14 protein-coding genes are annotated in these 25,254 nt (G+C 45.4%); 1 reads left to right on the top strand and 13 read right to left on the bottom strand.

Annotated features, from left to right (window positions below):
- Positions 1 to 6 precede the first annotated feature (6 nt).
- From ACOIT5_RS14965 to ACOIT5_RS14955, 3 genes are all read right to left on the bottom strand, one after another.
- Complete coding sequence (locus ACOIT5_RS14965) at positions 7 to 3,330, bottom strand: TonB-dependent receptor (protein ID WP_423126965.1); 3,324 nt, start codon at positions 3,328 to 3,330, stop codon at positions 7 to 9.
- Positions 3,331 to 3,559: 229 nt separating this feature from the next.
- Positions 3,560 to 4,618, bottom strand: coding sequence for a FecR family protein (locus ACOIT5_RS14960; protein WP_423126964.1), 1,059 nt, complete (start codon positions 4,616 to 4,618; stop codon positions 3,560 to 3,562).
- Positions 4,619 to 4,774: 156 nt separating this feature from the next.
- Positions 4,775 to 5,362 (bottom strand): RNA polymerase sigma factor, encoded by a 588-nt coding sequence (locus ACOIT5_RS14955; protein ID WP_423126963.1) that lies wholly within the window; start codon positions 5,360 to 5,362, stop codon positions 4,775 to 4,777.
- A 351-nt stretch (positions 5,363 to 5,713) separates the two neighbouring features.
- Between ACOIT5_RS14955 and ACOIT5_RS14950 the strand changes: the two genes are divergently transcribed.
- Positions 5,714 to 5,989 (top strand): hypothetical protein, encoded by a 276-nt coding sequence (locus ACOIT5_RS14950; RefSeq protein ID WP_423126962.1) that lies wholly within the window; start codon positions 5,714 to 5,716, stop codon positions 5,987 to 5,989.
- 422 nt (positions 5,990 to 6,411) lie between these two features.
- Here ACOIT5_RS14950 and ACOIT5_RS14945 read toward each other — a convergent pair whose 3' ends face one another.
- The 10 genes from ACOIT5_RS14945 to ACOIT5_RS14900 form a co-directional block, all read right to left on the bottom strand.
- Positions 6,412 to 8,001, bottom strand: a complete 1,590-nt coding sequence (locus tag ACOIT5_RS14945) for a glycoside hydrolase family 43 protein (protein WP_423126961.1) — start codon at positions 7,999 to 8,001, stop codon at positions 6,412 to 6,414.
- Positions 8,002 to 8,034: 33 nt separating this feature from the next.
- On the bottom strand, positions 8,035 to 9,987 hold the full coding sequence (locus ACOIT5_RS14940) for a sialate O-acetylesterase (RefSeq protein ID WP_423126960.1): 1,953 nt from the start codon (positions 9,985 to 9,987) through the stop codon (positions 8,035 to 8,037).
- A 40-nt stretch (positions 9,988 to 10,027) separates the two neighbouring features.
- Positions 10,028 to 12,031, bottom strand: a complete 2,004-nt coding sequence (locus ACOIT5_RS14935; protein WP_423126959.1) for a glycoside hydrolase family 97 protein — start codon at positions 12,029 to 12,031, stop codon at positions 10,028 to 10,030.
- Between the two features lie 53 nt (positions 12,032 to 12,084).
- Complete coding sequence (locus ACOIT5_RS14930; protein WP_423126958.1) at positions 12,085 to 14,268, bottom strand: glycoside hydrolase family 3 C-terminal domain-containing protein; 2,184 nt, start codon at positions 14,266 to 14,268, stop codon at positions 12,085 to 12,087.
- A 124-nt stretch (positions 14,269 to 14,392) separates the two neighbouring features.
- Positions 14,393 to 17,257 (bottom strand): TIM-barrel domain-containing protein, encoded by a 2,865-nt coding sequence (locus tag ACOIT5_RS14925; protein WP_423126957.1) that lies wholly within the window; start codon positions 17,255 to 17,257, stop codon positions 14,393 to 14,395.
- 225 nt (positions 17,258 to 17,482) lie between these two features.
- On the bottom strand, positions 17,483 to 19,573 hold the full coding sequence (locus tag ACOIT5_RS14920) for a beta-galactosidase (protein WP_423126956.1): 2,091 nt from the start codon (positions 19,571 to 19,573) through the stop codon (positions 17,483 to 17,485).
- Positions 19,574 to 19,606: 33 nt separating this feature from the next.
- Positions 19,607 to 20,392 carry an SGNH/GDSL hydrolase family protein gene (locus tag ACOIT5_RS14915; protein WP_423126955.1) on the bottom strand — a complete coding sequence of 262 codons (786 nt, stop codon included), beginning with the start codon at positions 20,390 to 20,392 and terminating at the stop codon, positions 19,607 to 19,609.
- A 5-nt stretch (positions 20,393 to 20,397) separates the two neighbouring features.
- Complete coding sequence (locus tag ACOIT5_RS14910; RefSeq protein WP_423126954.1) at positions 20,398 to 22,416, bottom strand: alpha/beta hydrolase-fold protein; 2,019 nt, start codon at positions 22,414 to 22,416, stop codon at positions 20,398 to 20,400.
- A 42-nt stretch (positions 22,417 to 22,458) separates the two neighbouring features.
- Entirely contained in the window at positions 22,459 to 23,385 is a 927-nt protein-coding gene (locus tag ACOIT5_RS14905) for an alpha/beta hydrolase (protein WP_423126953.1), read from the bottom strand.
- Between the two features lie 56 nt (positions 23,386 to 23,441).
- Positions 23,442 to 25,244, bottom strand: coding sequence for a glycoside hydrolase family 2 protein (locus tag ACOIT5_RS14900; protein ID WP_423126952.1), 1,803 nt, complete (start codon positions 25,242 to 25,244; stop codon positions 23,442 to 23,444).
- Positions 25,245 to 25,254: the final 10 nt, after the last annotated feature.

Here is a 25,254-nt window from a genome sequence, read left to right as displayed (position 1 = left end):
AAAAAATTAAAATCCAACGATTATACTAAAGGAATAAGCACGCATAACAGGATAATCGTAATTATTCGTACTCCCGTTTTCCGGATCGATGTAATATTTATTGGCCTTGGAAAAGGTCAACAGGTTAGTTCCGGTAAACACCAGGGAACAATCTGATATAAAGGGCATATTTCTTTTCAGCATGTTCTTAAAGTCGTAACCTACCTGCAAGGTTTTCAATCGCACGTACCCCGTGCTCAATAACCAGAAATCGGACGTTACTGCATTATTGTTCCCGTTAACAGAACTGTTGCTCAATAATCTTGGGTATAAGGCATTGGTATTTTCCGGCGTCCAGTAATCCAATTGAAACGGATATACATAACTCGACTGAGAGCTCTGGTTCCTTAAAACATCTCCCAAATACATATCTCTTTTACTGCTCCCCTGAATCAGCGTATTCATAAACCACCCCCGGTAGTGCAAATCGATGTTGAAGCCATAGTTGGCCCGTGGAAAACTGTTTTTCCCGGTGCGGACAAAATCAGATCCATCCAGAATCCCGTTGCCATCCACATCTTTATATTTAATATCTCCGGGAACCAAATCAACAGATCCTAAACGGCGAGGGCTGTTCATCACATCTTCGGAACTGGTATAATATCCCTGGTTGATATAAGCTGTTCCCCAATAACCTGTTTGGTGTGTCGTACGCGCTGCCGGATTCTTTAAAGTGGCCAGGTCTTCATTCGGGTTATTCTCCCAGAGTTGATCAAAATAAGTGTAATTGACCCCTACCTGATAGGTAAGTTCATTAATCCTGTTTTTGTAATTTAAACTAAACTCAAAACCAGCCCGGCGAAAAGCCCCTTCTGATTTTACAGTAGGAAGAGCAATTCCCAGAGGATCGGTATAGCCAACATCCGATGGGCTTGCCAAATAACCGGTAGTCCGGTTGTAAAAGTAATCAACAGACCCTGATAACATGGAATTGAGAGAAGCAAAATCGACCCCGATGTTGGATGAATTGATGGAATACCATGAAATATCCGGACTTACCAATGGCCCCTCCGTGAATCCCTGTTTCCAGGTGCCGTCAACAACATAAGCCCGCTCAACGAGATTATATCCCGTTAAGTACTGAAAACGGGATATCCCTCCTATTTGACCAATCATCCCATAGGATCCCCGAAGTTTTAGAGAGTTAATGATATTCCGTTCGTTCAGGTTCTGCATGAATCCCTCATCTGAAATAAGCCAACCAGCAGAACCGGCATAGAATGTTCCCCACCTGTTATCTTTTGGAAACCAATCGCTGCCGTCGTGTCGCAAACTTCCCTCAATAAAATATTTGTTCTTAAAAGAATACCCCAGTCGTCCCATATAACCGGCTCTTCCTTCTTCACTTTCCGTTGCGCCGTTTTTCAGATTATCCGTTGGGCCCGCGATAAATTGGTCAACCGGTAAGGCATAGCCCTCACGTGAAGCCCAGAAATTATCACTAAACGAATAACTTTGTTCATAACCAAAAGTAAACGACAAACTATGTTTTTCCAGGAAGGTACGTTGATAATCGACTAAATTCTGAAGGGTATAGGCATATCCCGTTGTTGAACTTTTTCGGAGCTGAGATGGGTTAGTCGGGGACGGATTGGTACTTCCAAGCGCATATTGCGGGGCAGTAGCCATCCATGCCTTTTCTCTCCAGTCGTTTAACCGGTATGTGCTGATTGATTTAATTTTCAATCCTTCCACGAATGGTACAGACCATTCAAAATTCAACATTCCGTTCACATTACGTGACTCCGGCAACATATACCCCGATTGCGGATCAATCTCAACGATGGGATGGTCACCTTTTCCTGAATACAATCCCAAATCAGTATATGCCAGATCCATCGGAGGACTGTTCTGAATATGTCCCCAGGTTTGCCAGTATCCACTGGAGTATTGCGACCATGGGTAACGTTCTTTCTGGATCGTACCATAAATACTGGCTACCGTTTTAAGACCAATCTTATCGAGGTGATTGGAAACAGTCATCCGGTAAGTATAGCGTTTCAACCAGTTGGTATTAAACTTATATAAGGTTCCCTGGTCATAAAATGAAACGGAGGTGTAAAATTGTGTCTTTTCGCTACCTCCGGTTATGGCAAGATTATGTCGTTGTTCAGGGGCATAATCCTTAAGTGTTAACTTCTGCCAATCAGTGTTTGGATAATTATAAGGATCTGTTTGATCTTTAAATTTCTGTAGAACTTCATCGCTGTAATAAGCAGGCTGTCCGTCGTTGGCCAGCGCTTGATTAATAATTAAGGCCCGATCATAGGATCCTAATTTTTCAGGTAACTGTGTGGGTTCGGTAAAGGTATAGGAATAATCATATTTAACGCTTAACCGATCTGCCTTTCCCCGCTTGGTCGTGATCAGTAAAATACCATCACCGGCACGTGCCCCATAGATCGCTGTTGCCTGTGCATCTTTCAATACACTGAAATTTTCAATATCGTTCGGATTGATATTCTTAAAATCATTGTAATCAGTGACAATCCCATCAATAACCACTAATGGTGTTCCGCCACCACGAATGGATACTGTTGGCGACTTTCCCGGACCTCCACCTTGTGTATTTACAATAATACCGGCGGTCCTTCCGGCCAAACCATCCCCCAGGGTAGGAATAGGAAGATTTTGAAGTTTTTCAGTGTCAATTGTTGAAACAGCAGAAATCAATTGCCTTTTTGTTGTCGTACCATATCCAATGGCTACGACTTCATCAATACCAATGGATTCTTCTATCATGCGTACAAAAATCGTACTTTCCCCCGCCACCGGTATTTCTTGTGTTTTCATTCCTATGAAAGAAAACTGTAAAATAGCGTTTGCCGGGACATTTATCAGCGAGTAGCTTCCATCAGCCCCGGTGATGGTGCCAGAGGCGGTGCCTTTTATCACTACGGTTACTCCTGGCAATGCTGTACCCGACGAGTCAGTTACTTTGCCTGAGATGGCGTGTGGTTGCTGAACCGATAACTCATCTCCGACAATCTCGGATGTTGTAAGTAAAATAAAGCGGTCTTTTAGTTTGTAGCTTACATTGGTCCCGGCAAATAATTCGTCAAGAACCTCGTTGATTCTTTTGTCCTTAATATTAATTGATACTTCACGTTCTACATCTACGAGCTTTTCGCTGTACATAAAATAAAAGCCGCTTTGAGTCTCGATGCTTTGAAACACTTCTTTTAGAGTACTATTTTTCAGGTTAAGATTCAGTACCTTGGTTTGCGAATAAGTTTTATTGGCAAACACGCTAATTGCTGAAATGAATAATAAGAAGGTTGTTAGTTTCATTGTTCTTAATACTTTTTGTATTTCGGGAATGTACCATTTCCGAAAAAAACAATCATTTTTTTTCATACATTTGTCTTGTTAAGATTAGAAATTGTCCGGGATCCGTTATACCGGAATAATTTTATTAACTTTCAAGGAAGTGTTCGCGCGCTTCCTTGTTGTTTTATTTATATCAGGTATTTCTTCATTTTTTTATTTCATAGGCATCGTTATTTTTATAAGTTAGATCTTAACGCTTTTCTATTCTTATTTTTTGTTTTGAGAGTGTTCCGTCAGATTGTCTCGTTCTGGGTAAAACGTTGTATGTTATAGGAGTAGTTTCTGTCATTAAATCAAGTATAAGCTCAAGAGGATCATTAAAAAAAGTAACGGTATAAGAAAAATCCTTTGCATTGTCAGCGACTTCAAAATCAATATTAAACATTTTTCCAAGTTTTCCGGTCATTCCTGTAATTGGTTCGTTATCAAAAACCAACCTGCCATCTTTCCAGGCGACGTATTTATCAACACTACCCTTAGTTGTTGTAACTTTCCCTGAATTCAGATGATAAACCACGTGCTGTCCGGGAAGCATTGTCCCAATGGATTGATTTGTTCCTTCCTGAATTGTTTTTTCAATTACGACCTTTCCTTCCACCAGGGTTGTTTCAATCATGTCATCATCAGGGTAGGCGCTTACATTAAATTTAGTGCCTAATGCCTTCACATTCAATTTCCCTGTTTTTACAATAAACGGTTTATCGGGATGATGAGCGACATCAAAAAATCCTTCACCGGATAAGGTAACTTCACGTGTATTTCTGAAATTCCGGGGGTATTTAATTTTACTGCCGTAATTCAGGTTTATTTCCGTTCCGTCAGTTAGTTGCACGACTGTTCGTGAGCCTACCGGTGCAATAATCTCAAGTGAATCAACTGCCAGGTCAGTGTATTTATTCATCTGAAAGTTGTGATCCGAAAGCATATAAAGTATAACACCTAATAAGGGTAAAAACAGAATTGCTGCTGCCCGGCTCAGCCACCTTGCAACGTTAGAAAAACGGATGACTCCGGTCTCCTCGTCTTTCCGGTATTTAAGGTTAATTTCGTAGTGGATTTTGTAGAGCAATGCATTGAATTTACACTCATCTTTCTTTTTCAGATCGGGTTTAAACTTCGTCCATTGGTCAAAACTCCAGCTTTTGGCGTCTTTCTTCAACGCTTCCGTTTCAATCCACCCGACGATCTCATCAAACTCATCGTTGGTGCAATTGTTCTTTAAATACTTTATGAGTAACTCTTTTTTCATTACTTCTTTTTATTGTGGACGTCTCCGTTTTAGAGGCGGTACTCCAACACTAATTTCGAATTAAACCGATGAAGCGTGTGCGAAATTTTCAATCTCGTTTAATCAACTATATTACGCACAACAGAAAAAAGATAACTAAGTAAATGAGGATTTTTTTTACTGTAAAAATAAACAGATATACAAAATATTGATAACCAGATTACTATCTATATGGGATTTAAAATATTTTAACGTGGCGACCAGGTGATTATTTACGGTACTTTCTGAAATATTTAATTTTTGGGCTATTTCTTTATGGGTTAAGCCTTCCTCACGGCTTAAAAGGTAAATCTCTTTCTGACGCGGGGTTAACTGTTCCAATAAGGACTGTACCTTCTGATCGAGTTCTTTGAATTGGATTTCGTCGATTACCTGTTCTGTCGTATCGATTTGCTGTAAGGATTTTAAATACTCCCTCGATTTTTTCTCACTTACCCTTTTACGCAATAAACTAATGGAGGCATTGTAGGCAATGGTAAACAGAAAAGACTCGAAAGAAGAATAAACATCTATTTTATCTCGTGATTTCCATAATTTTATAAAAACTTCCTGTACAATTTCTTCTGCATCTTCTTCCTGCTTTAAATACATGAGTATAAATTCATGTAATTTATAGCTATACTTGTTATAAATGGCATTAAAAGCGATCATGTCGCCTTTTTTTAGCAGAAGCAGAAGTTCAGTATTTGTTTTCACCTTTTCCATTAAGTTTCATGTAATCGGCAAAGATATTGAATAATAATTGGATTTTGTGTTCAGTTGTAATTGCAGCTGTTCAATTCTAATTAAATTTTTCAAGAAAGTGAAGTGAAGAATATTGCTAATCTTGTAATGCTGTTTTATCAAAATGCGTTTTGAGGTGTTAAAATGACATTTTATGAGTTATTAATACTTTTTGTAGAATAGAATAGCCGTAGATCGTCGACTTGACAATAGTTATCAGATTGAAAAGATTTAGGATACTATTTCCCAGTCTCTCCGGGCGAATCAGTCTGCCAGAGCTACTCAAAACTCATAATAAATCAGCTGAACTTTCTTAATTGGAATAAAAAGGGGGTGGAGAGATCTTCATCCCGGTTACCAGGGCAAGCTTACGGTTTAACTAACTACCGCCAGCAGTACCGTTCCATACGAAAACCGGCCGCTTTCAGGCACCATCAGCAAAATCTGGTCACCGTCTTTCAGTTGCCCGGATTTGGCCAGCTCATCCAGGGCGGCAAATATGGAAGCCGAAGCGATATTCCCGATCTCGGTGAGGTTGGTGAACCATTTATGAGTGCCCAGGTCAATTCCCCTGGCCTGGTGTCAATCTCTTCAGTCAGTTTGCCATAGAAAACCATGGATGAAACGTGCGGGATGACGTAATCGATTTCCGAGTCGTTTGTCCCGTGTTTTTGCAGACAGTATTCCAGATGATCGACCCGTTAACGGATAATATTGGGCTTTAACAGGCGGATATCCTGTTTGACCGTGAATACGGAGCGGTTAATTAGAATCTGTCTCTAAATACAATGGTAGTTCGTTAGGATTTACGTATATCCATATCGTAATGTATTGATTATCAAGCGAGACTATATCGAAACCTATCAAAATAAGCGCTTCGGAAAATATTGAAAATCAGATGGAAACGAGATTAAGTTCAAACCCAGCTGAGTCACACTTCAAAAACAACAAAAACAGCAAAAGCGCCTAAATCAAAGATTTAAGCGCTTTTTTATTTTGCGGCGAGGTGGCAAAATACCCTGAAATCGGATTCACTGTTCGCCTGCCTCACCAGGCACATACTCAAACTTGTCAAAATCGGCACAGGCTTTTGAGCTTTTACCGGCCGAAGTTGCAAACAGTCCCAAATATATTCCGGTAAAGCCACCTGCAGTTTCGGAACTGATGTATCGCACGTCCATTTTGCCGAGGTTTTCAAATTTTCTGCCGTCCAGCGAATAGGCGAACGAATAGAAATCGCTGCTACCGCTCACCTGCAAATGTACCTCACCATTGGGGACCTCAACCTCACGTTCGGTATGATCCATCACACCCAAACGGTAACGCAGCACCAGGACACGCTTCTTCCCTTCGCCTTGCTTCATGATTAAGTCGTAATGCGCGGTGTTGTTCATAAATACCGTCATACCAGCCTCATCCCCCTTGCGGGCATCGTGAAAATCCACTGCCGTTGTAGCCGTGAAGTTGATGTGCTCTTGCCGGCGCCCAACAAAAGTAGGAGAGTCAACATCATCAATCGACACGGAAGTTGCTTTCAAACGTAGGTACCCCTTTCTTTCCTGCAAGGAATAGTTTTCGGAATTGGGGTTTCTTAGATAATTCCACTCAAAGCCCAATTTGTTTTCATTAAAATCGGTGCTGTACGGCTCTTTTTCAAATGGCTTTAACGGCAAAGTGGGCACATCCATATTCAAATTGATGGTGCCATCGCCATTGATAACCGGCCACGCATTTTTATCCCAGCGCACGGAGGCTAAAAAGGTTTCTCGCCCCAACAGGTGGTGAAGCCCCGATTGCGGACGAAAAGCCAGAAAAACCATCCACCACGAACCATCATTGGCCTGAACAAAGTCGGCATGGCCTGTACCCTGAATTGGATTGTTCTGCGCATTCACATTCATGTGGGTCAGAATGGGATTTGCCGGATTGGACTCGTATGGCCCATCGATATTCCTGCTGCGCGCAATGGTCACTTTATGTCCGTACTCGGTTCCCCCTTCGGAAATCAACAAGTAATACCAACCATCTTTCTTGTAAATATGGGGAGCCTCGGGATAACGCCCGCCGGTACCCGTCCAGATAGCACGGCTTTCGGATAGCTGTTCGCCTGTAACCGGGTTAATTTCAGACAGGTAAATGCAATTAGCGGGATTGGATGTGAGGTAACATTTATCGCCTTCAAAATACAAGGAAGGGTCAATGCCTTTTTGTTTCAACCATACCGGGTCCGACCATTCGCCGGCGGGGTCATTAGTATGAACAATGAAGTTGCCTTTATTCGAAACGTTTGTTGTAATCATGTAAAAAACACCCTCGTGATATCGGATTGTAGGCGCGTAAATTCCACCCGAAGGCCGTGTCTTGTCCAGGTTTACTTGTGACGGGCGTGTCAGGCAGTGCCCTATTTTCTTCCAATTGACCAGGTCTTTACTTTGAAAGACCGGCACTCCGGGAAAATATTCAAAGCTGCTGGTTACCAGGTAAAAGTCATCGCCAACTTTACAAACGCTTGGATCGGGATGAAAACCCGGGATAACCGGATTTTTATATCCCTGCCCAAAGCTTACAAAATGCAGGCAGGCAAAGCAGGCAAGAAAAAAAACAATTTTAATTGGTATCATATTTAGCGTTTTAAGTTACTACGAATTATTCTTTCATTTTTGGGTAAGCCCTTTCCATTCGTCTGTGCGGAAAGGAACGGCAGGCAAACCTTCGGAATTGATCAGGTTGCACACCGGGTTGTCGGCCCAGGCATATCGTACAGCCACAGGTTTAGCTACTTTGTCGGAATAAACAACCACTTCGTTCCCTTCGATGACGGCTTTTGCCCAATGGAATTGTTTGTCATCGCCGGCAATGGCAAAACCGTCCACTTGTCCGTTTAAAGCCGACAAGCCAGAACCTATGCGTGTAAAGCTGATTCTGACTTTGTCGCCTTTTATTTTATAGCTTTTGTACATCGGACCTGACGCAATGATTTTTTTGCCATAAACTTTTTGGTTGGCAACCAAGGCCAAACGGCGGCCTACCTCCTGTTTGTTGGCAGGATGGATGTTGCCGGCTTCGCCAATATCGATGATGCAGGCCATTCCCGTGTTTGGCTGCGATAAGGTGAGTGTTTGGGCTTCGCGCAGTTCGGCCCACTCGCTTTCGGCGGGTACGGGTTTAACACTTTTGAAATTGGCCAACTGCACGTACAGAAACGGCAAGTTACTCATGCCCCAGCGTTGGCGCCAGTCGGTTATCAGCATCGGGAAAAGCTTACGGTAATTATAGGCTTCCCAATCGTTGGATTCGCCTTGGTACCATATAAAACCCTTTACCCCGTATGGGATGACAGGATTTATCATGGCATTGAACAACCCTTCGGGCCTATGCTGAAAATTATTGATTTTTGGCACAGCAGGTTCGATGTTTGGGTTGAATAACCATTTGCCGGCCAAGGGGATTTTTGTATCACCGTCGGTGATGTAAATGGACTCTTTCTCGGAGGTGATACCGCCACCGCCCCATAACATCGCCATTCGGATGGCAACCGTGTTTTCGCCACTCTTCACCAACCCGGCAGGTATGTTGTACCGATGTGTAGGGCTGGCGTTCCAAACCGACTTACATATTTCGGAACCATTGAAATAGAGCGAATAATTCATCTCGGGGTGTCCCAGTTCCAATGTGAGGGGTTTGCCGGTAAGCGATTCCGGAACAATAACTTTTTTCCGCATCCATATCACCCCTTCGTAAGAGCCAATGCCAAACTCCTTAATCAGATTAGGCATTTCAACGGTAGCCCATCCCGTATCGTCATACTCAGGCAAAGTGACGGTTTTGTCGTTATTGTCTTGGGGGGAAAGCACAATTTCCCAATAACGGGCATGGTTTTTCTTATCCATTTCGAAATGGGCCGCAGTGATGGTGTCGTTGGCCTCCACCCTCGATTTGGAAATTGGCGAGGTAAGCAGCATGTCGCGACTGGTCCACGCCTCAACCGGGGTACCTCCCCAGGTACTTTGGATAATACCGACTGGTACACAGTGGTCGTGATGGATTTTACGAGCGAAATAATAGGCCACCGCCGAAAATTGTGCCACATTGAGAGAATCGCATATTTTCCATTGCCCCGAAACGATATCCTCCTGAGTGGCAAATTTAACGTCGTGGCCCACGTTAATCAGACGTATTTGCGGATAATCTGCTTTGGCGACTTCGTTTTTTGCATCGTATGCTTGTTGTACCTCCCACTCCATGTTTGATTGCCCTGAAGCCACCCAAACATCACCAATAAGTACATTTTTAAGTTCGACTGCCTGTTCAGGTTTTGCATCCTCGTATATTTTAAGCGAATATGGGCCGCCTGCCTTCAATTTGGGGAAATGCACCATCCATTTTCCGTCCAAACCGGCTTGTGCAGTTGCACGCGCCGGGCCCAGTTCGGCAATGACAATTGCTCGGGGGGCGGCATCTCCCCAAACGGGAATTTTAGTATCCCTTTGTAAAACCATGTTTTCGCCAAATACCTTGGGCAACTTAATCTGTGCCATACACACAGACTGGAAAAAGATTACGGCAAAAAGTGTAATCAAAACCGGGGTTTGTATTTTCATCTTCATCTTTTAACAAAAAGCTTGTCTGAACAGCTTTTTTAACGGGTTACTTTTTCATAAAACTGATCGCGCAACCTCCCCCTTCTCCCAGGCTTAGTTGAAGCGTATCGGTTGATTGGACTGTTTGAACAGTTATTTCAACGGCCATCGGCTTGTGTTCATAGCCTGTCCCGGGAGCGTCGGCATAAATGGTTGCTGTATATTCGGCCCCCTCATCCAGGAATGACAGGCTAACAGGTAGCTGCCGGGCTTCTTCGTTGGTCATGCTCCCAAGAAACCAGTTATCGCTGTGGCGGTCTTTCCTTGCCACGGTGATGTATTCGCCAATTTCGCCATTCAGCACGTTGGTATCTTCCCAGTCAACCGGAACATCCAGTAAAAATTTGAATTCCGGTTTGCCTTCGTAATTCGAAGGAAGGTCGGCCAGCATCTGTATGGGGGAATAAAGGATGACATAGTACGACAGTTGTTTGGCTACCGTACTGTGTACTTTACGCCCGTATCCCTGTTTGGTATCCACGTCGAAAATTCCGGGAGTAAAATCCATTGGTCCGGCAAGCAAACGGGTAAACGGCAATATACACATGTGCGAGGGCGGATTTCCTTCGCTCCATGCGTCGTATTCCTGCCCGCGGGCCCCTTCGCGGGCCATCATGTTCGGATAGGCTCTCCGTTCGCCGGTGTCTTTTATCGGCTCATGAAAATTGACTGCCAGCTGGTGTTCTGCGGCTTTTTCCAACACATAGCGGTAGTAGTTTACGCCAAACTGTCCGTGATGCCACTCTTTCATGTTAAGGCGCGACCCTACCTGGCCAATTTTGATGTCGTGCATGCCCAGTTTCCGGTAAAGCGCCATACCTTCGTCAATTTGATCGAGATAGTTGATCAGGTTTGAGCCTGTTTCGTGGTAACCGATTAGTTTGACGCCTTTCGAATTTCCGTACTCAACAACTTTTTCAATATCGAAACCATCGGCACATTCGGTAAAGCTGAACATGTGCATCGCGTTTTCGTACCATTGCGGGGTCCAGCCCTTGTTCCAGCCTTCAATCAGCAGCCGGTCGATGCCATTTTTCGCTGCAAAGTCGATATATTCTTTTGCATTTTCGGTTGTTGCCCCCTGTTTGGGACTTTCCCAAAAGGTATATTTCCCGATGTGCATTCCCCACCAGATGCCCATGTATTTCGATGGGCGTATCCAACTCGTATCTTCCAGTTTATTGGGTTCGTTCAGGTTCAGGATCAGGTACGATGTAACCAGGTCGCCCGGCGTGCGGCCAATTTGAAGTGTTCTCCAGGGTGTTTGGAACGGGGCTTTCGTTTTTACTTTCACCCCGTCAGACCAGGGTACCAGGTCGCATTTCAGCTTGGTCCCTGAAGTGTGGGCAAGCGTCATGCTGGCATAATCAACCAGATCCGCCTCATGAAGACTAAGAAACAAGCCATTGTCGCTTTCAATGCTCAACGGGGTATGAACAGTATCCAATTCACTCACAGGCGATTTGGTGAACAAGTATTCGTACCGGTTATCGCGATAAGCGGGTATCCACCAGGCATTGCCATCATCTTTCAGGTTAAACTCGGTAAGTTCATCGAAAATGAATAAGCTGTCCGATCCAGCTTGCTCAGGATAAACATACCGGAAAGCAATACCGTCATCGAAAGCGCGGAACTGTATCTCGAACCGGCGTTTTTTCCCGGTCTTCTCCTGCAGTGTAACCGAAAGCTGATTGTAATGGTTCCGGATAAAATGTTTTTCGCCCCAGACTTGCTCCCAGGTTTCGTTAAATGACGAGGTCTGCATGTCTTTTATTTCCAGTCCGGAATACAACGAGTCCTGGTTGCAAAATACAAACCCCAGTTTTGACAGAAACAGTATCTGTAAATCGGATTGGCTTACCGAGTATCCGGGTTGGCCGTTTTTTAATTCAAATTGAATTTTGTTTGCCCCGTTGGGAGATGTCAATTCGTAAACAAGCGGTTCAGTTTTAGGTTGGCATGCTATGCATACAGCTAATAAAATGGCAGGAAAAAGAAGTTTCTTAATCATGGTAGTTGAATGTTTTTTGTGCGTTAGCCCGATTTTTGATTTCATTTCAACAATCACCTTACCGTTATTCTTAGCTCCTGGGAGATATTACCCGATGAATTACCCAATTGCAGGATAAAGTCACCCGCCTCCACGTTCCAGTCTTTTATCGCTTCATCATAAAAAGCAAGATCGGCAACCTTCACACTCAGTTCAACGGTTTTGGAATCACCCGGTTGCAAAAATACCTTTTCAAAGGCCTTTAACTCTTTGGCCGGGCGCAATACGGTACATACCGGGTCGCTGACATACAACTGGGCGACCTCAGCGCCATACCGTGAACCTGTGTTTTTTACGGTAAATGTCACACTGACCACGTCATCTTTTTCATAAGTCGATTGATCTGATGAAAGTGCACCCAACTCAAAGTCGGTATAAGACAGCCCGTATCCGAAAGGAAACTGAGGAGCTATCTTCTTCGTGTCGAACCAGCGGTAACCGATCATAATGTCCTCTTCGTAGTTTACCTTCTCGTCACGGCCCGGGAAATTACCCAAAGCATGTGCCGGGGATTGCTCCAATGAAACAGGCAATGTGAACGGCATTTTCCCGGAGGGGTTTACGTTTCCGCTCAGAATGTCGGCGACAGCGTTTCCTGCCTCCATGCCGCCAAACCATGCCCACAGAACAGCGGGAACACGGTAAACGATGCCCCCCAGTTCAAGCGGGGAACCTGCAATGATGACCACAACGGTTTTCGGGTTAGCTTTGGCCACCTCACGGATCAGCGTCTCCTGACCGTAAGGCAACCTCATGTGTTGCCTGTCGAACGATTCGGTATCAAAGTCGTGGTTTAACCCACCGAATATGATGGCCACGTCTGACTTTTTAGCAGCCTCGACCGCCTCGTCGATCAACTCCCAGTCCACGCGATCCGTGTTTGATTGCCCGGCATTGCTCCCTTCCATGAAGCTGGATTGCTTTTCGTATCCCCGGGCAAAATTGATCGTTACGTTATTGCCAAATTTACTTTGGATTGCTTCGATAGGTGTTACTTCGTATAAGGCTTTGATTTCGGAACTTAACCCGCCGCCGCAATGTTTCCGCGTGGCATTATCACCAATTACAGCAACTGATTTCAGTTTCTTGAAGTCGAGGGGAAGTAAGCCGTTATTGTTTTGAAGCAGAACAGCCGCCTCGGCTGCCGAATTGTAAGCTGCCTGCTGGTGTTCGGGGGTGTTCATTACGCCTTTCACACGGGACTTAACATCGCCCAGCACTTTTGTTTTCATCATCACGCGAAGTACATTGGCAACTTTCTCATCCACAACCGCCATCGGCACTTTTCCTTCTTCGACCGCCTTAATCAACGGATTGGCAAAATACCATTCGTTGTAATCTTTTTTATCAGTCCCCATTTCAAGGTCGAGCCCGGCCAATGCGGCTTTTACGGTACTGTGGGCCGCATCCCAATCGGTCATCAACACCCCGTCAAACCCAAACTCCTTGCGCAGAACATCACGATTAAGGTATTCATTCTCAGAACACCAGTCGCCCCGAAATTTGTTGTAGGCAGCCATTACGGTCAGTGATCCGCCCTCAACAATTGAAGCTTTGAAGCCGGGCAGGTAGATTTCGCGCAAAGCCCGTTCGCTCATCGTTACATCAACACTGGTACGATGATCTTCCTGGTTGTTGGCCAACCAATGTTTAACACTGGCCGCAACATCTTTTGACTGAAGGGCTTTAATATATGGAACAGCCATCGCCGAGATTAGAACCGGGTCTTCGCTCATGTACTCGAAGTTCCGGCCGCAAAGCGGCGTACGGATAATATTCACCCCCGGGCCGAGCAAAACGTCTTTTTTTCGAAAACGGGCTTCATCCCCTAAAACAAGTCCACGCTCATAAGCCAGTTCCGGATTCCAACTGGCGGCCAGGGCTGTTCCCGGAGGGAAACATGTCGAAGAATCATTCGTCCAGCCGGCATAAGCCCAATCGTGGCGGTTAATTTCTGCCCGTACCCCGTGGGGGCCATCAGACAAAGCCCATTCGGGAATGCCCAGCCGTTCGACACCGGACACATAAAACTTGGAGTTGGCGTGCAGAAGGCCGACTTTCTCCTGAATCGTCATTTTTTTTATTAAAGACTGTATCTTTTGCTCCTGAATGTCCTTTTTTACAAGGGGTTTCTGAGCCTGTGCCACTCCGAAAGCCAAAAGCGCCAGAGCAAGCGTTTTCAAAAAAATTGTTTTCATTCGTAAATAATTTGTTTTTTAATGGTCGGATAAAACTCGCATAGCCAAGATTTCCATTCCAGCTTGTGCTTGGCTCAATCATGCTCGTTCCATTAGCTTTCTTTTCTTCTATATTCTATGTCAGTCATAATTTGATGGTTTGCCTGCGCCCGTCATATTTCACCCGTTGACCTGTGGCATCGAATTTAAACCCCAGGGCTTTGTCGCAGCTTACCGGTACAATCACGAACGTACGCTCTTTCAGCATCCCGTCAAATTCGCCTTGCCGGTCACCGATTGTCAGCGTTCCTTCCACATCGTTGTAACTGAAGGGGATATTTGAGTAGGCGCCTTTCTCGTAATTGTAGTTGACGCCCTCGTCCTCATAGAGGGTGAATGAGCCATACTGCCCGCGATAGACATACAGCACAATCTCATCGGCCGGTTTTTCATCGGTGTATTGTATTTCAGGGCCAATCGGGATGATGGCGCCTTCGCGGATGTACAAGGGAATCCGTTCGTAAGGGGCATCTACTTTCAACTTTTGCCCGCCTTTGATATGTTGTCCGGTATAGAAATCGTACCAATTTGTCCCTTCCGGAAAATAGACTTCGCGGTCGCGGGCCCCGTAGGCATAAACCGGGCATACCATCAGGGAAGGGCCAAACATAAACTGGTCGCCAATATTTTCAACTTTTTTATCTGCTGAAAAATCCATAACCAATGGCCTCATCATGGTGTAATCGTTGAAATAAGTCATGCCGGCCATGGTATAAATGTATGGCATCAGCCTGTAACGCAGGTTGGTATAATACAAAATAGAATTATAAGCCGGATGTCCCTTCGGGGCAATGTTCCAAACTTCGCGGAATGGGTACTGCCCGTGCGAACGGTATAAGGGTGCAAACGCTCCGAATTGGTACCAGCGGGTATTCAGCTCACGCCATTCTTTGTAACCGGCATTTTCTTTTCCGCTTTTGTTGTACTCTGCTTGCCCGGCAACATAACGGTCTTCAACACAGAAGCCGCCAATATCCATGGTCCAGTAGGGAATGCCACTTATGGCGAAATTTAAGCCGGCAGAAATCTGGGCCTTCATATCTTCCCAGCGTGTGCCGATATCGCCGCTCCAGGTTGCCGTTGAATACCGCTGCAAGCCGGCAAAACCGGATCTGGTAAGCAGGAAAACCCGTTTATCCGGATCGACATCGCGTTGTCCGTTGTAAATAGCTTCAGCGTTCATGAGCGCATAGGTATTGAAATATTCCGCAGAAGGCCCCAGAGCAGTTGGTCCGCACAAGGCCTTGCGGTATTCCATGTCGGTACAGTCGAGTACATTCGGCTCGCTGGCGTCCATCCACCAGGCATCAATGCCTAAGGGGTACAATTTCTCGTAGATCTGGTTCCAAAACAGTTTCCGGGCGCCTGCTGAATAGGCATCGTAAAACGAGCCTACATACCCGGGGCCTACCCAGTCGCGAATGCTGTCTTTTACCGCCTGTTGGTACATCCAACCTCTTTCATCAAATTCTCTGAAATGTTCGGTGGTCGCATAAAACTTCGGCCATACCGAAATCATCATTTTGCCGTTCATGGCGTGGATTGAATCGACCATTGCCTTTGGGTCGGGGAAACGGCTTTCGTCAAAATCATGGCTCCCCCAGGCATTCTCCGGCCAATAGTTCCAGTCCAGTACGATGTTATCAATAGGAAATTTCCTTTTTCTGAATTCTTTCAGTGCACCCAAAATCTCATCCTGGGATTTATAACGTTCGCGGCTTTGCCAGAAACCCATAGCCCATTTGGGCATTACCTGCGACTTCCCGGTCAGGCTGCGGTAGCCCTTGACGATCTCATCCATCGAATCGCCATACACGAAATAGTAATCCAGTTTCTTATTCATCTCGCTCCACCAAACCTGGCTGTTTTGCTCCTCGTCGGGTTGAGGGGTTTGAACGCGCAAACCGCAGTACGACCTTCCGCCGTCGGGCTTCCACTCAACACGCAAAGGCACTCGTTTGCCTGCCTCTAGTTCAAACGTAAATTTGTAGGTGTTCGGGTTCCATGCTGTCCGCCAACGTTCAGCCACCACCAGCTCATTATTCAGATAAACCTTTATATACCCGGCGTAATACAAAATGAAACGGTAGGTTCCGCTTTGCGATGCCTCAATCTCTCCTTCATACGTCACGTTCGCCTCTTTTAGAGGGAAATTCTCCGGTAAGTTCCTGATCGTCTTAATGTCTTCAAAATAAAGCGAATCTTCCGCGCGTACCAGTTGCTGCAAATCTCCGTTCCACCGTTGGTAAGTGCCTGTCAGGCTGCCACGCTCCCCTTTTTTATTATAGAGTTGAAAGGCCCGGTTTAATTGTTTGTATTCGCGGCTATCACCAAAACGGCTTAACGAATAGCTGTCCCATAAAAGCCCGTAATTTTTGTTGGAAACGATAAAAGGCACGGCAACTTTTGTATTGTATTGAAAAAGTTCTTCGCTTTTTCCTTTGTAGTTGAATTCATCTGATTGATGTTGTCCCAACCCGTAAAAAGCCTCATCAGCAGGTGAGTCGAACAATTGCCGGACGGAATAGCCTTTTGTCCCTTCAACCTCAACCGGGATAAATGTTCTGCCGCCACCCGGTTTTTCGGCCAGGATTACACCGCCGTTTTTGTCTTTAAACTTCACCCCTCCGTCAAACTTCGAAACCGATACGGTCAGTCGGGCCGTGCTCAACAGGAGCGAATCGCCTGCATCCTCCACCTCAAAAGGCGCCGGTTGAATACCGGGAACGATGATCAGGCTTGAATCCTTTGTGAAATCATTATCAGGAGTTGCCGACACGCGGATTATTTCGTCACTCAACACCTGCAACCGAAGCTTATTGGCTTCTGACTTATTTTCCTGCCTGAGGCTTAAAATAACGCCATCTTCTGTTAAATGGTATTGCGGCACGGAACATGCTGCAAACAGTACGCCGGCGAATAAACTTAGATATATCCTCTTACTTTTCATTTCGGGTTTTTATTAGATTTATCAGGACACTAAGTTCCGAAAAGGATCATGGTTTCCGGGGACTTTATGTGTCCTAAAGGGTACGACGAAGTATCAATTACCGGAATTAAAAAGGTTACTGTTATTGTTTTTCAAAAAAAGAATCTGTTATTGAACCCACTTCTACAGGGAAATCGCTTTTAAAAGAAATACTTGATTTATTATGCCAGTTACTTTTGATTTGCATTATTCACTCCAAACCAAGACTCCCGCGGGTTCCAGTGTTTTATCACCAACAAGTATTTTGGCGGTTGCAGGAATGTTTATGGTATAACGGGAGGACGAATAATTCACTGCGACATTGAATCCATCGCGCCAGTATACGTAGACACCTTCGGGATAATTTTCAGTAGTCGCCCCGGCCGCTTGGTATGTATCGTGCAAAATGTCTTTCTCCAGTTTTGAATCGTCGGTATCAACGCCAATATAGGTGACCGAGCCTTTGCCGATTTTTTGCCGGACAACGGCGGTCTTGCCTTTGTAAAACTGGTCGTCGTAAGTAGCAAGCACTTCGGTGTTTTTGTCAGGGTCGAGCAAGTCGGCCCAATTGTTCCAACTGTAATGGGCTGATTTCATCAGGATATTGCCGCTTTTATACGCTGAAAGCATATCAGTTCCTTTAATACGCGCTCCGATGAAGCCGGAAATTGGTGCGGCGCATTCCGCTTCCCAAAAATGCCCACTGCGATCCTTGATTGCTGTGCGGCAGGTAACAATTAAATGCCCGCCGTTGGCCACATAGTCGTTCCATTTTTCAATCAATGCCGAATCGGCCATTTCGTAAGCAGGGACAATCAAAAACTTGTATTTCGAAAAATCAGTTGTTTCAGGGATAACATCTACCGGAGCGCCCAACGATTTTGCAATTTCCAGGAACTTAACCGGGTAATTCCACGTATCCCACTGGTAAGTCTGTTTTTGCCTGTCGATTGACCAGAAATTTTCGAGATCCCATAAAATAGCCGTTGACCGGGCTGCCAGTTTTTCAGGCACTTTAACGTCCGGCTTGTATTGTTGCCTGAGGTCTTTTATCTCCTTCATAAATTGCACATAATCTTCGCCTCCGGGGGAAGGAGTCATGCCATCTGTTTGCACAATGCCCGAATGATATTGTTCTGCACTGTATAAGATTTGCCGAAAACGATAGGAACAGGCAAGCTTACCACCGGCAGCAAAGCTGTGGTACAGCCACATGCGTACTGTTCCTGGCAGAAGCAAGGGGTTGTAATACCCCCAGTTAACCGGCCCGGGCTGCATTTCCATCACACCCGACACGCCGCCGACCGATTTGTAATATTCAGCCGCAAAAAGAATAACCTTGCCGTCACCCAGCCGGAACCCGAGGTCGCCAATGTTGCCGCTGCCGCTATTTGGGTAAGCTGTATAAGTTGCAAAATCAAGTTTACTTGTCCGCCTGGGATCGGCGCCTGTACATTTAGCCGTGTAATTTGTGGTGATGTACTGATTATCCTGAATATAGCTCCGCAAAACCTCTGCCTGGAAATCCAAAAACTCAGCCTGGCTGTCGGCTGAATAACGTTTAAAATCCAACAAGGCGTGTGGATTATTGCCCCACCAGCCAACTAACGTGGTGTTGGGAATAATTACTTCGTCGAAACTATTGAACCACTGGCTCCAGAATGCTGCCCCCCAGGCAATATTCAACGCACCGACGGTTGTATATTTGTTTTTCAGCCACTGCCGGAAAGCTTTTTGTGAATCAGGACTATAATCGGCATTTGCCGGTGGTTCGTTATCGATTTGCCATCCCGTTACATGTTCATTCTGCCCGTAACGTTTGGCCATCTCTGCGACTATCTTTTCCACAAACATGCGGTATTTGGGATTGACGACAGAGCCCAACCCGCGTGTACCATTCTCTGCGCGAATGTAATGGCCGTCCATGATGAAAGTTTCGGGGTAATTTACACGCATCCATGCGGGTGGGGTGGCCGACGGAGTACACATAACCACTTTCAGGTTATTCTTTACACATAGGTTTACTATCTTGTCCAACCAGGCAAAGTCATACTTTCCTTCCACGGGTTCCATTTTGTACCATGCAAACTCGGCCAGGTGGACAAACTCGAAACCCATATCGGCAATTTTCTTAATATCCCGTTCCCACTGGTTTTCATTCCAGTGTTCGGGATAGTAATACATGCCGGTTGTAATGAGGTCCTTTTCAGGAAAAAACCTGTTGGCGTCCTGCGATTTGACAATCAATCCCGAAATCATTAGCAATACCAACGCTGATGCCATTAAAAACCTTTTCATATTTTTTGTATTATTTCAAATAAAATGATCTATTTATTTTTCATAAAACTTCAGGAACCCGAGCCGTCCGCTGACTTGTTTAATCCATTCGCGGGCCATGAGTTCATGACCAAATGCTGTTGGGTGTACACCGTCCCAGATCCAATAGTCTATTGGGGCCCGTTGCTGCGCTTCTTCAAAAACCCTGGGGTAATCAACAACCACGGCATCAAAATCAGCCGCAATTCTTTTCACAATTTCGGCCCTTTCAAACGTTAAAGGATGCCACATTTTGTATTGCTCTTTGCGCCAGCCGGAAGCAAAAAAGAAAGGGAGCCCCAACACAATTAAAAGATCGGGGTTTTGCTCGCGGCATGAAGAGAGCAATTTTCGGTAAGTGGCTTCGAATGCTTTTGCATCCATTGCGTTTTCTCTATTGTCAACCAATGCATTCACGTCATTTATGCCAACCAGCAAGCTCAACACATCCGGCTTTAAATCCAGGGTATCTGTTTGCCACCTTTTTTCGAGATCGCTGACTGTGTTGCCGCTAATACCCCGGTTTATAAATTGGAAGCCGTACTGCGGAAAATCGGCGCCAATACGGCTTGAAACAGCAAAGCAGTAGCCATGCCCCAAAATATGGTTCGGGTCATCGTTACGGCCCCGGTTGCCATCGGTAATCGAATCGCCCTGAAACAAAAAACGCAGGTCTTCTTTTTCGGGTACTTCTGGCGTTGACTTCATATTTGTACAGGCTGTTGAAAGTCCTGCCGTGGCTAAGCCGACTACCGATGCCAGCTTAATAAAATCCCTGCGGGAAGAGCTTGTTGTTGTCATGGTATTTATCTGAAAATATGTTGGACAAAAAAATACAGATTATTGGCCCACTCGGTATCGTCGTGAGCATTGCCATCCACGTGCCATACATGCGGCACGCCTTGTTCTTTAAGGTGCTGGTGCACCCGCTGACTGACCCTGATCAAGCCATCCTTGTTACCACAGGCAAGCCACAGTACTTTAAGCTGCTCCCTGGCTGCTTCCGGATCAGGCAACAGTTTGGTGTCAGAAAGCCCCCCGAATTCATTGGTATTCGGGGCCGATGAAAATCCCCCGACATAAGCAAAAGTATTAATATGGGAAAGGCCGATGTTCAGCGATTGGCCACCGCCCATGGACAGCCCTGCAAGTGCGCGATGTTCGCGGTCGGTGTAAACCGAATAGTGGGACTCAATGTAAGGGATAATATCCTTGAGCAAATCATTTTCGAAAGGCAGGGCATAACCTTCAAATCCGCCTTTTCGTTCCTCCTGTTCATCAGGCTTGGGATTCTCCACGGTTATGTTTGCATTGCAATTTGGGAAAACCATGATTACCGGCTCAATTTTACCATCAGCCACCAGGTTATCGATCACATTTTCAGCATGGACCCAATACGGCCATTGACCTGCACCGGAATTGAGGCCATGCAGCAAATAGATCACCGGGTACTTTCGGTCGGGTGAATAACCGGGAGGAGTATAAATCAGCATCTCCCTAGGTGTGGAGAGCGTTTTGGAGTCATACTGTACAGTAGCAATTGTACCGTGAGCAACATTTTCGCGCTTGTCTCTGAATCCGGCCGGGGGATCGTCAAATGCGGGCTTGTCGTCTGTACTCAGCTCAATAGGTTCGCCAAAGCCACCCCCGCGGGCTCGAGGCGCATCATCGCGGAATAACAAAGGGGCAAACTCGTGTAAACTGCGTCTCCAGCTCTGCCATTCGTGGGCGGTATTTGGGGAAACGTAAAACACACTGTTGATTCCTGCTTGTTTCAACGAGTCGGTATTTGCTTTGGGATCACCGCCAAAACCACGGTGGTTTTCTCCAAGTTCGCGGCTTCCGTAACCAACGAATACGAGTTTAACCTTGTCCTTGAACCCGGGGGTTTTATCCACATCGTCCATAGAGATGCTGCCACCGCTGAAAAGACCAATGTGCGAAAACTTGTCAAGGTTTGCCAGGGTGATCCGCTTCGTCTGCATACCGCCCATAGACAAGCCGGCCATCGCACGGTGTGACTGATCTGCAATCGTTCGGAAATTGGTATCAATGTATGGGATCACGTCTTCAAGAAGGATGTGTTCGAATTTTCCCCAATCGAAACCGCCCAATCCGCCTTGCTTGCTCAAATCGCCGGAAGTGCCACCATTTTCCATCACAATGATAAATGGATTAGCCTTTCCTTCGGCAAGCAGGTTATCCATGATCAGACCCGCGTGACCCTGGTCACCCCAGCCACTTTCCCCTTCGCGATATCCGTGTTGCAGATACAGCACCGGATAGCGTTTGGTCACATCCTTGTCGTAATCGGGTGGGGTATATACAAAGCAGTGCCTGATGGCCTGGCTGGTATTTCCGTAGTAAAGAATCTCGCGCAACTGGCCGTGTGGCACATTTTTCAGGGCATAGAAATCCTGATCTACAGCCGGAATTTCGATACTGTTTCGCCATGCACCCGAACCAAAGATGAGGGTACTGCCCGGATCGGGCACCTCAGCGCCATCAATAACTAGCCCGTAATAGTGGTTACCTTCGTCAAGTGGTTCCGAAGTGCCCGTCCAAAAGCCAAGCGAATCTTTGGCCATGGGATACAGCCCATTGATATTCATCAATACACTTTTTGCTTCAGGGGCCTTGATACGTACCCTGACACGGCCTTCGGAGTTTATCTGAGGATACTCGCTACCCAATTGATTGGTTGAAGCGGGCTTGAAATCTTCTAACACCGATGTTGATTTTTCCTGCGCACTAGCGTTCAGGCCAATCAGAAAGGATAGGCTTAAAATGCCTATTTGTGCGACCACAAACATTCGTTTTAACATTTCAATACCTCCTCAATTAAGTTAATACTTCATTTTTTAAATTTATCTCGTCAATAAACCGCTTGTTTCAAACCACCTACGACAAGCTTCAGTCCATGTTGATTCTGTATTTTTTGACCGTCCCAATCCGTATCCATGTCCACCCGACTGATATATATGAAGTTCGCACGGCACTTTATATTTTTTCATAGCTAATGCGTATTCAATGCTGTTTTCTACCGGAACAGCACCATCATCCAAAGAGTGTATCATAAATGCCGGGGGAGTGTTGGCTGTAACTTTCAACGCGTTCGAAAAATGCTCCACCATCTCAGTCGATGGGTTTTTGCCTATCAGACTCTCCCGCGACCCCATGTGGGTAATGGCAGTATCCATTGAGATTACCGGGTAAATTAACAACGAAAAATCAGGGCGGGCACTGGTGGAGTCAATCGGAGTATAAACTTTTTCATTGTAATGGGTTGAAACAGTGGATGCGAGATGACCTCCGGCCGAAAAGCCCATTATCCCTATTTTATGTGGATCGATGCCCCACTCCTTAGCGTTACGGCGAACAATACGCATTGCTTCTTGTCCATCCTGCAACGGAGCTATTGATTTGTTTTCCATAATGGCATCGTCGGGCAAACGGTAATGTAAAACAATGGCCGAAATGCCCAATCCGTTTAACCATTTGGCAACCTCCTGACCTTCACCTACGAATGAAATACCATAATATCCGCCACCGGGACATACCACCACCGCAGTTCCGGTATTTTTACCGGCAGGTGCAGGATATACCTGAATGGTGGGGTTGGATATATATCGTAGCTTAATGTAGTATGCCGAATCGACTATTTGTTTGTAATCGGTTTTTTGAATTGAACCGGGCACTTCCCCGTTCCAAAGGTCAATCACTTTGCTTTGTCCAAACAAATTAGCACTTGCTGCAAAGCTGATTATCGCGATTAATGCTATTCTGAAATTCATATTGCTCATTTTTAATCTAATTAAATCATTGATTCTATTTCTTTTAAAGAAGTTATTCACTTCTTTTCCTGAAAATACTTGCGCATAATGTACCATGCTTTCTTTTTTTCGCCGTTTTCAGATATCAACCCTTTCCGGTTGTAACCATTCTGATATACCTGGTTCATGCGGCCCAACGAACGGTAATCGAACAACAACCACGGGCACACCCCGCACAGATTGGGAACAGTGCTGAACATTTCAGTCTGATCCTTGTAAATTTTTTCCTGATAGGCTTCTGTCCAGTAAGCTGCTTCGTCGTCTGGGCCTTCGTTACTGCCATATTTTGCCTCGCCGCCAAACTCAGAGATAAACACCGGTTTATCAGGGAACACAACATTCCATTTTGTATCCGATGGCTTGCCCTGCCATGGAATGTACCACCCGATGTATTCATTGAGGGCAATCAGGTCGGAATAGTTATAGAGTGGATCCCACACATTAAATGTATTGTTATTGTAGCTGTGGGTGTTCATCACGTGTACAATTAAGCGGGTGGAATCCAATGCCCGGCATTTCTGTGTTAGCTCAATAAGAGCCTCGTTGCGGTTGGGCGTTCCCGGATAGGTTTCGTTCGAAAGGCTCCAGACAACCACCCCGCAGCGGTTTTTATCACGTGAAACCATTTCGCGGAGCATTTGCTCCAGTTTTGCCGGAACGAGGCTATCCGAAAATTCGATGTGCTGGTAAACGGGCAGTTCGCTCCAAACCATCAAGCCCATTTTTTCGGCTTCTTTCACCATTTTTTCATTATGCGGATAGTGAACCAGCCGGACGAAATTACATCCCAAATCTTTGGCTGCTTCCAGTAATAACCGATTGTCCCCGTCAGTAAAAGCCCGGGCCTTTTTGTAAGGATTTTCTTCGTGGATATTGACAGCTTTCAGAAAGATCGGCTCTTTGTTCAGCAGTATTTTGTTTCCCTGCACTTCAATGCACCTGAAACCAATTTCATCCGCAACAGTATCTGTTTCACTTTCAACAATTACCTGGTAAAGCTTCGGGTTTGCAGGCGACCAAAGCTGAAAATCAGATGAAAATTCAACCTGGGCAAAGCCTTTGCTGTCTGTTTTCGTTTGATAAGCAATGTTGAGTTCCGGAATTTGTACTTTTATTTTCTGCGTAGCTTTTGTTCCGTTCAACTGGACCCATCCTGAAACCGTTTTGAGGCTCCCTTTTTTTAGTTGAATGAAGTAGTCGTCAATAAACGTGTTGTCGGTTTCAATCAAATCCACATCGCGGGTAATGCCCCCGTAGTTAAACCAGTCAAAGCCAAAACTTGGCAGGCCATTCCCCATTCTCCGGTTATCAGCTTTAACAATCAGCGTATTGCTACCGTCCTTTACTTTGCCGGTAATCTCGAACTGAAACGGTGTGTAACCACCTTCATGGCTTCCGATTTTTTCGCCGTTCAGATAGACATCGGCCAGATAATTTACCGCCCCGAAATGAAGGAACAGCCGTTTCCCTTCAGCAATTGAATAGCTGAATTGTTTTTTGTACCAAACTGTTCCTTCAAAATAAGTGAGTTCGCACAGTTGCGAGTTGAAATCGCCCGGCACCTGCAATTCGGGGCCGCCATCGAACGAATACTCCACAAAATCGGTCTTTTTTTGAGCTTGTTTTTCCTGCCACACCTGTTTCCCTTCACCTGCCCCGTTGGGGTCAAGTATTACCGTCCACTTCCCGTTTAAACTGGTGGTATTTCTGGACTGAACATTGATCATGGCGGTCTGGGCATTCATACTGCTCGCGAAAAGGATAAAAATCAAAAAAATCATTACCCGGTCCTTTACTACCGTCTTTAAGTATTTTTTCATAAAAAAGTTG

Origin of the sequence: Gaoshiqia hydrogeniformans (assembly GCF_049347105.1) — a bacterium.
Lineage (GTDB): Bacteria > Bacteroidota > Bacteroidia > Bacteroidales > Prolixibacteraceae > Gaoshiqia > Gaoshiqia hydrogeniformans.
Note: the sequence above shows the minus strand (reverse complement) of the source record. Positions and strands in the feature narration are given on the sequence as shown.